Source organism: Prochlorococcus marinus str. GP2 (assembly GCF_000759885.1).
GTDB lineage: Bacteria > Cyanobacteriota > Cyanobacteriia > PCC-6307 > Cyanobiaceae > Prochlorococcus_A > Prochlorococcus_A marinus_J.
This window is the reverse complement of record NZ_JNAH01000003.1, coordinates 250,761-263,784: the sequence shown is the minus strand read 5'-3', so window position 1 is coordinate 263,784 and position 13,024 is coordinate 250,761. Positions and strand designations below refer to the sequence as shown.

Here is a 13,024-nt window from a genome sequence, read left to right as displayed (position 1 = left end):
TAATTTTAGATTTCATTTATGGCATCCAAAGCCATAGCTGCAATCGCTTTATCTGTAGCTTTTGGTAGTTGGACGTATTTACCTTTAGCTGCCTCTGCTAATTCTTTACCAAAGCCGCTTGCAATAAATTTTCTTTCTGTATCAATTATCAAGAGTTTTATTCCAAGCATGGGGTATTTTGCAGCGATATCAAGAACCTCTTGCTTTAAATTAGCATTTTCTTTATCTTTTTCTTCAACCTCACTTTGTCCAAGAGATAAGCCTAATGGTACATTTCCTCTTCCATCAGTAATTCCCACAACAATAACTTGACCTATATCTCCAGTTGAAAGAGCATTTTTTGCTACTTTTGCTGATTGTGTTAACCCATGAGCCAATGGGGATCCACCACCGCAAGGCATTGTTTCTAGTCTTCTTTTTGCTGCAGTTATAGATCTAGTTGGAGGTAGAAGAACTTCTGCCTGATTACCTCTAAATGGAATAAGAGCTACTTCATCTCTATTCTCATAAGCCTCTGTTAAGAGTCTTATTACTGCACCTTTGGCACTTTGCATTCTATTTAAAGCCATAGAACCACTTGCATCAACAAGAAAAATAACTAAAGCTCCCGCTTTCTTTTGAAGAAGCTTTGCCCTAAAGTCATTTTCTTCAATAACTATTTTTTTATTAGGGTTTCTTAATCTCCTTGATTTTTGATAAGGGGCCGCAGCTCGAAGAGTTGCATCTACCGCAATTCTTTTTACTTTGCCTCTTGGAATAATAGGTTTTACATATCTTCCTCTACTGTCACTAAATATTACTGATCTACTTCCACTATTTCCTGCTTTTGCTTTGGCTGATGAAAAGAGCAACAAATCTGGATCAACCATACATGCTTCAGGATCCAATATAAATTCTTCAGGTATTTCAGGAGTAGATTCTTCTTCTCCATCAGAATTATCTTCTTCTTGTTCTTGCTCTTGATTATCTTCATTTTCATTAGCCTCAGGTTCAGATTCATCATTATTTGATTGAGGTGGGGGTGGTGGGCTCTGATCTTCTGGAGGTGGTGGTTGAATATCATCATCTTCCTCAGGTGGTATTTGATTCGCCCTTGGAAGAATAACTAATCTTACTGCGACTTTTAGGTCTTCAGAATTTACATTCTCATCACCTCGAAGAGCTGCATTCGCCTTAGCTACTTTTACTGCAAACAATTCTGACCTATGCCCTTCTACTCCTCCTCTAAGAGCTTCATTCACTAAATAGGTTATTTGCTCTTTTGTTATCTTGACATCCTTTAACCATTGCCTTGCCAAAATTAATTGAGTAGATAAATTATCGGATTCTTCCGACCATTTTTCTGAAAATTTAATATTATTTTCTGCGTGTAATAATACAGATTTCGTAATCTCAACTCTTTGAGCATTATCAATAGATTGATCTGCGGAAAGCACAATAGCAAAACGATCTAAGACATGATCTCTTAAAGCACCTTCTTCAGGATTATAAGTTGCTATTAAAAGTGACTTACATGGATGAGAAAGGCTTAAACCATCTCTTTCAATATTATTTTTCTCTCTTCCTGTAGCTTCAAGAATTAAATTTACAATGCCATCATCCAATAAATTTATATCATCTACATAAAGAACACCTCTATGAGCCTCTGCCAAAATTCCAGGTTGAAAAACTTGTCCACCCGTACTTAATGAGGCAGCAACGTCAATTGATCCAACAAGTCTGTCTTCAGTTATGCCAATGGGAACTTGAATAAATGGAGCCTCTCTTACTTTTTTCGGGATTTCTTCAATTTGATTTAAATAATCACTTCCAATTACCTCCTCCAACAATTTATTAGTACTAAGATCCCATTCCTCTGGTTTATCTGGATCTAGGTTTCTACCAATAGGTCTTAATGAAGTTCCACTATTTTTCTCAATTAGCTTTTCAAGTATTAATTCATTATCTAATACCTCTATGGGAGGAAGTAAAGTATGTAAACCCCTTGCAAGTACTGACTTACCAGTACCTCTTCCGCCAGCAATAATCACTCCCCCTAAACTGGGATCAACTGCCGCCAAAAGTAAAGATAATTTCAATAAGCTATGACCTGTAATTGCGGCTAAAGGGAAAGCTCTAAAAGAATCCTTTGACTTCATTAAATTTTTTATTTCTTCTTTTTCTTTTAACTCGGGGTTCAAAATCACTTTAAAAATGCCTGATATAGAATTTATCCAATAACTTTGTTTTTTGTAGTGGAATTATCAAATCTTAATATCAAAAATGGACTATGTATATCCCTAGGAGCAAATATTGATAGTAAATTCGGAAGCCCTCTTGAGTCACTATTGATTTGCAAACCAAAAATAGAGGAAATAATAAATGAGTGGGGAGATAGTTCCAACGAAAAAAAAGAAGAGAAAAGCAAATTTCATGCAAACTTTTTTTGGTCTTCAATTTATGAGACATTACCTCATGGTGTTGATAATGAGCAGCCAAATTATTTAAATACTCTATTACTTATTAAAAGTAATTCTTTCCCAAAACCATCAAATAAAAACGCGAAATTACTTTTAAAAGAGCTAAAAAAGTTAGAGAGATTTTTCGGACGAGAAGAGACGCCAAAGGGTAAGAAATGGCTATCAAGATGTCTCGATTTAGATATTCTTTGGTGGGAAGATTTTCATACCTTTGACGAGGAATTAACACTACCTCACCCTAGATTCATGAATCGGAATTTCGTTATTACACCACTTTCTGAAATCTTAAGTAGAAGCCAAAAAATCACAAAGTTTGATGAACCAAAATGGTCTATATAATTGATTTACAAAACCAAAAAATAACTGTTAGGCTGTTTTTATTTAAGATTCATGGTCAACATAAACTTTTTAAAAAGATCCATTTTTAAAGAAAAAATATCTGAGTTAAAGTCAAAAAAATTTAGTTTCGAAATAAATAGAATTGAGCTTCCAAATGGACACGAAGGTGAATATGGATACATTAAGCATCCTGGGGCAGCATTAGCCGTACCTATTACAAAAGACAATAAAGTTATAATCCTTCGGCAATATAGATTTGCTGTTTCAAGGTATTTATTAGAATTTCCAGCAGGCACATTAGAAATAGGTGAAACACCTATTAATTCAATAAAAAGAGAAATACAAGAAGAAACTGGATTTAGTGCAAAAAAATGGGATGAACTAGGAACTCTTGTCCCTGCTCCTGGTTATGCAGATGAAGAAATTTATTTATTTTTAGCGCGTGATTTGAGCAAACTTAATTCCGAGGTTAAAGGAGATTTAGATGAAGATATAGAAGTATTAATTTTAGATCCGAACGAACTAGATAATCTTATTTCTAGTGGGGATGAGATTCTTGACGCAAAAACTGTAACAGCCTGGTTCAGAGCTAAACAATTTTTAGATAAATTATGAATAAACCTAGAATACTTTTTTGGCATAGAAAGGATTTAAGAATATTGGACAATCAAGCTTTAATCAAAGCATTTTCATTATCAAATGCTATTACTTCAACTTACATATTTGATAAAAATTACCCACACGATTTCAATGCAAGTTCAAGAGCTTGGTTTCTAGGAAATTCGCTTCAAGAATTAGGAAATAATTGGAAAAAAATGGGTAGTAGATTAATCATGAAAGAAGGAGATCCGGTATTAATAATTCCTCAATTAGCAAAAAAAATAGATGCTAAATTTGTTTTTTGGAATAGATCAATTGAACCATATGAGATTAATCGCGATTTAAAAATAAAAAAAATTTTAAAAGAACTAAATATTCAAGTTATTGAAACTTGGGATCACTTATTAGTAGAACCTTTAAAAATATTTTCCGGAAATAATAAACCTTATTCAGTTTATGGGCCTTTTTATAAAAACCTTAAATCAAAAATGAATTTATTAGGTCCATATGAAGAAGATAACGTTGTTTTCCAGTTTAAAGATATAGATAATAAACTCAAAGAAAATATGACAATAAATTCATCTGATTCGGTTCTAGAGAAATTTATCAAAAATACCAAATTTCCTGGTTCGAATATTTGTCCATGTAGACCTGGAGAAAATGCTGCAGAAACATTATTAGAAAACTTCATTAACGAAAAAAAAATATATTCTTATAATTCTTCACGAGATTTTCCTTCCCATAATGGGACATCTTTTCTAAGTGCATCTCTCAGATTCGGCACTATTAGCATTAGAAAAATTTGGAACACAACATTAAATTTAAATTCAGATTTTGCAAATCAAGGAAATTATCTATCAATTGAAACTTGGCAAAAAGAACTTGTTTGGCGTGAATTTTATCAACATTGCTTGTTCCATTTCCCTGAGCTAGAGAAAGGTCCATATAGAAAAAAATGGGATCACTTTCCATGGCAAAACAATAATGAACGATTTCAGCATTGGAGCAACGGAGAGACCGGAGTACCTATAGTTGATGCTGCAATGCGTCAACTAAATAGTACTGGCTGGATGCATAACAGATGTAGGATGATAGTCGCTTCATTTCTGGTAAAAGATCTTATATGCAATTGGCAAATGGGCGAGAAAAAATTTATGGAGACTTTGGTTGATGGAGACTTAGCTGCAAATAATGGGGGATGGCAGTGGAGCGCTAGTAGCGGCATGGATCCAAAACCACTTAGAATTTTTAATCCATATACCCAAGCAAAAAAATTTGATCCTATTTGCGAATATATAAAATATTGGATTCCTGAATTATCTAAAGTGTCAAATTCAGAATTATTAAATGGGGAGATATCTAATTTAGAAAAAAATAATTATTCAATCCCTATTGTCAATCACAACATACAACAAAAATTATTTAAATCACTTTATGCTGAAATTTGAATTTCCTCTATACAATTCTTTAAAACTTGAAAAAACTAACTATTAATTTCACAGTCAATTTCTTGGTACTTCCTATTTAAAGTAAATGAAGGTATCCGCATAGTGAATAATATTAAATCTAATCCATATCCATATAAGTAGAAAAACATTTTAATTCAATTAAACCAACTCGGTTCTTTACCAGGAGTCCATTTAATATTGCAACCTAAAGACGGCATCTGATTTGAAGGATAAGAATTATCTTGATTCAAATCTCTTACAGCAGAGCGCAAATCTTCACCAGAAAGAAGAATATCATTACCTGGTCTACTATCATCTAATTGGCCATGATAATACAATGAAAAATTATTATCTCCTTCATTTGAAAAAAGATAAAAATCTGGGGTGCAAGCCGCTTTCAACTCCTTAGCAAAATTTTGATTTTCATCATATAGATAAGGAAAACTCCATCCCTGTGTTTGTGCTTGTAATCTCAAATTTTTAGGGGAATCTGAAGGATGAGTGACAATATCATTACTAGAAATTGCAACTGTTTGAACTGTATTTTCAATTTCTTTACTTAAGGTGAAAATTTGATTCTCAATATATTTAACAAATGGGCAATGGGCACAAATAAACATTAAAAGTAAATGCCGACTATCTAGATTATGAGAATTAAAATATTCATTTTTTGAAGAATTAGCATTTAACATTTCGAAATTCGGTAATTGGAAACCTAATTCCAAAACCATAGAGTTTGTTCTTACCATGTTCAAGTTAAAAATTCTTTGATATTTGAAAATTATTGTATATTTTGCAGTAATCCGTAAAGATAGGTACTTTTATATAGGAGAATAATAGAAATAATAAACAAAATGCTTCTAAATCTAACTGGCAAAAAAATTCTTGTTACGGGAATTGCCAACAATCGTTCAATAGCATGGGGTATCGCTCAACAACTTTCAAAAGCTGGCGCAGAACTTGGAATCACATATTTGCCTGATGATAAGGGAAGATTCGAGTCTAAAGTTAGAGAACTAACTGAACCTTTAAACCCATCGTTATTTTTGCCTCTTGATGTTCAAAATCCAGCTCAAATTGAAGAAATCTTTAAAAATATAAAAGACAATTGGGGGCAAATTGACGGATTAGTTCACTGCCTAGCATTTGCAGGACGCGATGAATTGATTGGAGATTATAGTGCTACCACTTCAGACGGTTTTGATAGGGCTCTTAATATAAGTGCGTATTCGTTAGCACCTTTATGTAAAGCAGCAAAACCACTTTTTAGTGATGGTGCTGGAGTTGTCTCATTAACTTATTTAGGTTCAGAAAGGGCGATTCCTAACTATAACGTGATGGGAGTTGCTAAAGCAGCTTTAGAAGCTTCAGTAAGATATCTTTCTGCAGAACTGGGTCCCGAAAAACAAGTCAGAGTTAACGCAATAAGTGCTGGGCCTATAAGAACACTTGCGAGTTCTGCTATAGGTGGCATTTTAGATATGATTCACAATGTTGAAGAAAAGGCTCCTTTACGCAGAACAGTCACTCAAACAGAAGTAGGTAATACAGCTGCTTTTTTATTAAGTGATCTCTCTAGCGGCATTTCAGGCCAAACAATTTACGTTGATGCGGGTTACTGCATTAATGGAATGTAAACTAAGTTTTTTGAATAAAAATGTCATCTCTAAGGCAATCTGAAATAAAAAGAAAAACGAATGAAACAGATATTTCTGTATTTATAAACTTAGATGGAAATGGAATTTCTGAGATTGATACCGGGATACCATTCTTAGATCATATGCTTAATCAAATATCCAGTCATGGTTTGTTCGATCTAAAAATAAAAGCAATTGGAGATACCCATATTGATGATCATCATACAAATGAAGATGTAGGAATTGCATTAGGCAAAGCATTTTCAAAAGCCTTGGGAGAAAGAAAAGGAATAAGCAGATTTGGACATTTCTTTGCACCATTAGATGAAGCATTAGTTCAAGTCACTTTAGACTGCTCTGGTAGACCGCATCTATCTTATGATCTTCAATTAAAAGCCCCTAGAATAGGAAATTATGATACTGAACTAGTAAGAGAGTTTTTTATTGCCTTTGTAAATAACAGCGGAATTACTCTGCATATTAATCAAATACGAGGGAGTAATTCACATCACATTGTTGAGGCGTGCTTTAAGGCTTTTTCAAGAGCAATGAGAATGGCTACCGAGATAGATCCAAGAAGATCTGATTCAATTCCAAGCAGTAAAGGAATGTTAGAAAAACAATAACATAGGAATTTTTTCGAATCAGCCACAATTCAATTGATTTTTGGCGAAGATAGATAAAGCGATTATTTTGTTGTGACTAATTTACAAGATAAAAAAATTGATAAATTTAATATTTTTAAAAAAGAAGATTGGTCAAGTGCTTATCAAAATGTAAAAAAGGAGCTAACTAAAGAGCCTCTAAAAATTAGCAAAGGTAATAATATTAAAAACTTGAATGGTACATTATTAAGAAATGGGCCAGGAATATTAGAGAGAGGTGGACAATGGGTTCACCATCCATTTGATGGCGATGGGATGATAACATCCATAAAATTCGAAAATGGCCAGCCATTCTTAACAAATAGATTTGTTAAAACTAAAGGCTATTTGGAAGAAGAAAAAATAGATAAATTTATTTATAGAGGTGTTTTTGGAACACAAAAAAATGGAGGAATTTTAAATAATGCATTAGATTTAAAATTCAAGAATATCGCTAATACACATGTCATTAAATTAGGAGATGAAATTCTCGCATTATGGGAAGCAGCAGGTCCACATGCAATGGATCCTGATAGTCTTGAAACTATTGGTTTAACGACATTAAAAGGAGTACTCAAGCCGAACGAAGCATTCAGTGCTCATCCCAAAACAGACCTAAACTCAAATGCATCTTCAGAACTTTTAGTCACTTTTGGAGTACAAACCGGGCCAAAAAGTACCATTAGATTAATGGAATTTGATAATGCTGGTACAAATTCTGGAGAGCTCATTTTTGACAGAAAAGATACCTTTAATGGCTTTGCATTCCTTCATGATTTCGCAATTACAACTAATTGGGCAATATTTTTACAGAATGCTATTGATTTCAATCCTCTTCCATTTGTAATGGGTCAAAGAGGAGCAGCACAATGTCTAAAGTCAAACCCAAATAAAAAGGCAAAGTTTTTTATCATCCCCAGAGAAAGTGGATTATTTAGAGGACAGCATCCTTTAACAATAGATGCTCCAGAAGGATTCGTTTTTCATCATGTAAACGCATTTGAAAAAGATTCCAAAATCGTATTAGATAGTATTTTTTATGATGATTTCCCATCAGTTGGTCCAGACGAGAATTTTAGGGATATTGACTTTGATAAATATCCAGAAGGAAAACTGAAAAGATCAATTATCGATCTAAAGACAAAAACTTGTGAACTTGAAACTTTCAGTGAACAATGTTGTGAATTTGCTGTTGTTAATCCTAAAAACTTAGGATTAAAATCAACTTTTAGTTGGATGGCAAGCACAGCTCAAAAGCTGGGGAACGCACCACTTCAAGCAATAAAAAAAATAAATTTAACTTCTAAGGAAGAGATTTTTTGGTCAGCAGGTCCAAGTGGATTTGTTAGTGAACCAATTATGGTTCCATCAGAAAACTCTTCAAAAGAAGATGAGGGATTTTTATTTATACTTTTATGGAACGGAGAAAGAAGAGGAAGCGATTTAGTGATATTAGATGCAAAAGACTTAAAAGAATTAGCTGTTTATGAATTACCCATTTCAATTCCTCATGGCCTTCATGGATCTTGGATTAATTGAATTTAAGAAAAAATTTCAATTAAATCTGGAATAATTTTTTTTAATGCTTTACCTCTATGGCTACAAGAGTCTTTAATATCATTATTCATTTCTGCGAAAGTTAATCTGGTAGAACTCTCCTCAAAAATTGGGTCATACCCAAAACCACTTTTGCCTCTGGGGTTAAAAATAATATTGCCATGACATTTGGCCTCAGATTCAATAATCACTTCACCATTTGGGGAACAAACACAAATATTAGCAATAAAGAAAGCACTTCTATTTTGAACTCCATCAAGTTCTCTTAAAACTCGTTCAATTCTCTTCTGATCATTTTCTGCATATCTAGATGAGTAAATGCCAGGCTTACCACCTAGTGCTTCAATACAAATTCCTGAATCATCTGCTATTGCAAAATTATTCGTTTCGCTTGAAACTTTACTCGCTTTTTTAATTGCATTATCTCTAAATGTCAGTCCATCCTCTTCAACTTCTAATGATTCTGGCTGGAGTAATAATTTACAATTAACTCCAGCAAGCAATTTCTTATATTCTTCAATTTTACCTTTATTCTTACTCGCTAATAATAAATTTTTCATCCTTATTTTCCTACCAAATTTATAAATACTTGACCCCATTCTAATAACTCATATAAATAAGATTCTTTTGGTGCTTCACAATATAACCTTAAAAGAGGTTCCGTTCCTGAAAACCTAAAAAGAAGCCAAAAATTTTTATCAATTCTCAACTTTATTCCATCGATCTTTGAGATACTTTTTAACTTGTGATTATTAATATTCTCAGGAATATTATCTATGATAAATTCTTTTACATTATTTTTTTCTGACTGATTTGGAAATTTAATATCAATTCTTTTATAAAAACTTGGCCCAAAATCTTCTTGAATTTCATCTAAGGTTTCATATAAATATTGAGATTTTTCAGCAATTCCATTTAATAAAACCATCGCTGCATATAGAGCATCTCTTTCAGGCATAAAGTCACCAAAACCAACTCCCCCAGATTCCTCTCCTCCAATAAATATTTTTTCTTTAATCATTTTTTCAGCAATATATTTAAAGCCAACTGGAAGTTCAAAAACATCTCTATTTTGACTCTCTGATATATTTTTAATAATATCTGAACCACTAACAGTCTTTATAACTGGATAAGAATTATTTTTAATTTCGCCCAAATAGCTTATAAAGTATGGGAGTAAATCTTGCGTACTAGAGTATCTTCCTTTTTCATCAATTGCCGCAATTCTATCCCCATCACCATCAAATATAATTCCTAAAGTTTTCACTTCATTTATTGAATTTTTCATTAGTGTTTGTTTTAGATCATCTGCATAATTAAAAAGAGGCTCAGGAGGTTTTCCTCCAAAAAAAGGATCAGCATCTTTCCTAATTTCTGAAATAACTTCTAAATCATTAGAAGCAAAAATCTCAGCCATACAATTTGCAGCTGAACCATGCATAGAATCTACAAAAATTCTCAATTTCATTTTTTTCAATCTTTTAGAAATAAAGTCAATATCGAAAAGGGATTTAATTCTATCTAAGTGAAATTTCTTAATATCTACCAATTGATTAAGACCATCTATTTTTTCAATTGAATTTCCAAGCATTAATCTTTTTTCAACTTCACTTGTAAAAGATTCGTCAACAGAACATCCATTAAAGCTCTTTATTTTTAGACCTAGCCAATTATATGGATTATGACTTGCTGTAATTACTAACGCTCCAAGACAACCAACTTCTTTTGCATAGAAACTACAAGAAGGTGTTGTAACAAAACCATCAGATAAGATCGGTTCGAAACCACATCCTCTTACAAAAGGTACTATTTGCTTCGCGAATTCACAAGCCATAAATCTACGATCATATCCAATAATAATTTTCTTTGAATTAACTTCTTTGTAGTATTGATAATGCAACTCCTGGCATGCAGCGACTACAACTCTTGAAAGATTGGATAAATTAAAATCAAATCCAATAATTCCTCTCCACCCGTCAGTTCCAAATTTTATCTTATCTAATTTATCAGCTGTCAAATTTAAAATTTCCTTGATTCATTTTAATTACCTATAATAATTTATATGAGTAAATTTTAAAACCGCCCTTAAAAAATAATTTGAATTCTCTTCATTTAAAAAGTTTTACAAGATGCAAAAGAAAAGCATGGCTAGATTTTAAGGGTGAAAAATCTTATCAAGTTTGGTCTGCTCATAAAGCCATAGATAAAGTTCGCCAATATCAAATTTTCTCTAAATTATGTAATGGTGAAATATACACAGGATTAAAAGCCTGTGAAAATGGTTATCAAGGGGTAATTGGTTTGAAAATCAAAGGGAATCTTTTCCCAAATATTAACGCAGAGATAAGTCCACAATTACTTATAAAGACTAAAGGTAAAAGTAAATGGGGACAATATAAATATTTACCTGCTGTTTATAAGTTAGGCCACAAAACCACTAAAGAACATTTATTCGACTTAGCTTTTAGTTCTATGCTATTGGAATCTTTTCAAGAATCACAAATTGAGAAAGGATTAGTAATTTCAAATTTTTATAAAAAAGTAAATGTTGAAGAAATTCGTTTAAATAAAAAATTAAGAAAAAAGGTTTTGAATGTTTTATTAAGTTTGAATGAATGCTTGGAGGGATTTATGCCAGAAATAACTCAAGATAGAAAAAAATGTACTATTTGTTCATGGCAAAAATTTTGCGACAAAGAAGCAAGAGAAAACGGATATCTAACAGATATAGATGGAATAGGATCCAAAACGGCATCATTACTCATAACAAATGGAATATCTGATACCCAAACATTAGCTTCGTATAGCGAAAAAAAACTTGGAGAGAAATTATCTATATTCAACGATCAAAAGTATCAAAAAGCGTCCTTATTTGTAAAGCAAACACAAGCTTATATTTCTGGGGAACCTTATCTTATTTCCAATAAAAATGATACTAATATTATACTAGAAAAAACACGCTCGGGATTTTATATATTTGATATTGAGTCAAGTCCAGATGAAAAGCATGACTTTTTATATGGTTTTTTAAAAGTAAATAATTTGTTTACAAAAAAAGAAGATCTTATTTATAAACCAATTTTTAATCTAAAAAAAAATAAAATTGAATCTTACACGAAAATTATTGAAATACTTTTTTCACATAAGGAATGGCCAGTATTACATTACGGAGAAACTGAAAAGATAGCAATAATTAATATTGCTAAAACCCTAAATTTTAGTTTTGAAGAAATTGATTCACTTACTTCAAGATTTATAGACTTACATACCTTAATACGAAAGTCTTGGATATTACCACTAAAAAACTACAGCTTAAAAACTGTTTCTAATTGGCTTGGATTTGAATGGATGCAGAAAAATGTTAGTGGCTCAAAAGCCCTTTATTGGTGGATTCAATATCAAATTACAGAAAACGAAATATTTTTAAAAAAAATTGTCCAATATAATAAAGATGATTGTTTAGCTACTCTTCAAATTGCAGAATATTTAATCAAAAATCAATTAAAGAAAAATTGAACCTACAGATTTATTAATAATAATTTTTCCAAAAATTTCTGAAAAAAAATAACTTCCTTCTTCTAAATATTTTCTTTTTATCATTGCTAAACCTTTTATCTGATTATCTGATTTGAAAAAACTAGTGATTTTGCCTACAGAAATATCCTTGGCAGAATTTATATATAAATTTTTATCTTCAAAATCTAAATTTAAATTAGGTTCAAATGATTTCCAAATTCTTATTTCCTGTTTTAAAGAAGAAACATTTTTTATTTTTGACATTGTTTCTTGCCCTAAATAACAACCTTTATTAAAATCTATAAGATCTTGTAATCCAAGCTCAAGAGGATTATTTTTTCCGTTTATTTCCATTTCTAAGGATGGTATCGCCTGATTAATCTTCCAAAGTTTTAAATCATTGGGATTTAGTAAATTTAGTTTATTTTTATATATTTCAAAGTCTTTATCTTCTGTTTTGAAGAAAATAGGCAGGTAAGATCTCCATGAAGTAGATTCATCAATTTCCTGAATTCTATTTATCAAGAAAGGTTCACTTAAAAGGACATCATCCGCTGGGAAAATAATTTGATTAAAGTAATTAATTATTTCATGAGTGTTACCCGCCAAGATAATTACTTCTAAGTTTCTTTCTAATAAATTAATTTCAATTAATGCCCTTAGAACTCCATTTGGAGTTAGCCAACAAGTTTTGATAACTTTATTTTCTGAATTAAGAATATTACTAGTTGTTATGCCATTCAAAAATTTCCTGGCATCTAATCCAGTAACAGAAAAACAATCAAATTTTTCAAGCCAAAACTTTTTTTTTATTTCTTGCATTT

12 protein-coding genes are annotated in these 13,024 nt (G+C 31.6%); 7 read left to right on the top strand and 5 right to left on the bottom strand.

Features of this window, described 5'->3' with window-relative positions; translation table 11 throughout:
- Positions 1-5: 5 nt before the first annotated feature.
- The gene (gene bchD / locus EU91_RS06240) at positions 6-2,138 is read right to left on the bottom strand and encodes a magnesium chelatase ATPase subunit D (RefSeq protein WP_052041267.1); all 2,133 of its coding nucleotides are present in this window, start codon (positions 2,136-2,138) and stop codon (positions 6-8) included.
- 96 nt (positions 2,139-2,234) lie between these two features.
- Here bchD and folK point away from each other — a divergent pair, with 96 nt between their 5' ends.
- Genes folK through EU91_RS06255 form a run of 3 tightly spaced genes read left to right on the top strand, consistent with a single transcriptional unit; the run spans position 2,235 to position 4,846 of the window.
- The gene (folK, locus tag EU91_RS06245; RefSeq protein ID WP_032524195.1) at positions 2,235-2,798 is read left to right on the top strand and encodes a 2-amino-4-hydroxy-6-hydroxymethyldihydropteridine diphosphokinase; all 564 of its coding nucleotides are present in this window, start codon (positions 2,235-2,237) and stop codon (positions 2,796-2,798) included.
- A gap of 51 nt (positions 2,799-2,849) precedes the next feature.
- Positions 2,850-3,413 (top strand): NUDIX hydrolase, encoded by a 564-nt coding sequence (locus tag EU91_RS06250; RefSeq protein WP_032524042.1) that lies wholly within the window; start codon positions 2,850-2,852, stop codon positions 3,411-3,413.
- The gene (locus EU91_RS06255; protein WP_032524041.1) at positions 3,410-4,846 is read left to right on the top strand and encodes a cryptochrome/photolyase family protein; all 1,437 of its coding nucleotides are present in this window, start codon (positions 3,410-3,412) and stop codon (positions 4,844-4,846) included. Before EU91_RS06250 ends, EU91_RS06255 begins: the two co-directional genes overlap by 4 nt.
- A 155-nt stretch (positions 4,847-5,001) precedes the next feature.
- Here EU91_RS06255 and EU91_RS06260 read toward each other — a convergent pair whose 3' ends face one another.
- On the bottom strand, positions 5,002-5,595 hold the full coding sequence (locus EU91_RS06260; protein ID WP_032524040.1) for a thioredoxin family protein: 594 nt from the start codon (positions 5,593-5,595) through the stop codon (positions 5,002-5,004).
- 105 nt (positions 5,596-5,700) lie between these two features.
- Between EU91_RS06260 and fabI the strand changes: the two genes are divergently transcribed.
- The 3 genes from fabI (at position 5,701) to EU91_RS06275 (ending at position 8,666) form a co-directional block, all read left to right on the top strand.
- On the top strand, positions 5,701-6,483 hold the full coding sequence (fabI, locus tag EU91_RS06265) for an enoyl-ACP reductase FabI (RefSeq protein ID WP_032524039.1): 783 nt from the start codon (positions 5,701-5,703) through the stop codon (positions 6,481-6,483).
- A gap of 20 nt (positions 6,484-6,503) precedes the next feature.
- The gene (gene hisB / locus EU91_RS06270; RefSeq protein WP_032524038.1) at positions 6,504-7,109 is read left to right on the top strand and encodes an imidazoleglycerol-phosphate dehydratase HisB; all 606 of its coding nucleotides are present in this window, start codon (positions 6,504-6,506) and stop codon (positions 7,107-7,109) included.
- Positions 7,110-7,181: 72 nt separating this feature from the next.
- Positions 7,182-8,666, top strand: a complete 1,485-nt coding sequence (locus EU91_RS06275; protein ID WP_032524037.1) for a carotenoid oxygenase family protein — start codon at positions 7,182-7,184, stop codon at positions 8,664-8,666.
- Positions 8,667-8,668: 2 nt separating this feature from the next.
- Here EU91_RS06275 and rdgB read toward each other — a convergent pair whose 3' ends face one another.
- Positions 8,669-9,244 carry an RdgB/HAM1 family non-canonical purine NTP pyrophosphatase gene (rdgB, locus tag EU91_RS06280; protein ID WP_032524194.1) on the bottom strand — a complete coding sequence of 192 codons (576 nt, stop codon included), beginning with the start codon at positions 9,242-9,244 and terminating at the stop codon, positions 8,669-8,671.
- A gap of 2 nt (positions 9,245-9,246) precedes the next feature.
- On the bottom strand, positions 9,247-10,701 hold the full coding sequence (locus EU91_RS06285) for a phosphoglucomutase/phosphomannomutase family protein (protein ID WP_032524036.1): 1,455 nt from the start codon (positions 10,699-10,701) through the stop codon (positions 9,247-9,249).
- An 80-nt stretch (positions 10,702-10,781) separates the two neighbouring features.
- Between EU91_RS06285 and EU91_RS06290 the strand changes: the two genes are divergently transcribed.
- Positions 10,782-12,200: a TM0106 family RecB-like putative nuclease gene (locus EU91_RS06290; RefSeq protein ID WP_032524035.1), complete on the top strand. Its 1,419-nt coding sequence runs from the start codon at positions 10,782-10,784 to the stop codon at positions 12,198-12,200.
- Here the strand turns inward: EU91_RS06290 and EU91_RS06295 are convergent.
- The gene (locus tag EU91_RS06295) at positions 12,186-13,022 is read right to left on the bottom strand and encodes a folate-binding protein YgfZ (protein ID WP_032524034.1); all 837 of its coding nucleotides are present in this window, start codon (positions 13,020-13,022) and stop codon (positions 12,186-12,188) included. The two genes, EU91_RS06290 and EU91_RS06295, sit on opposite strands and share 15 nt — an antisense overlap.
- Positions 13,023-13,024: the final 2 nt, after the last annotated feature.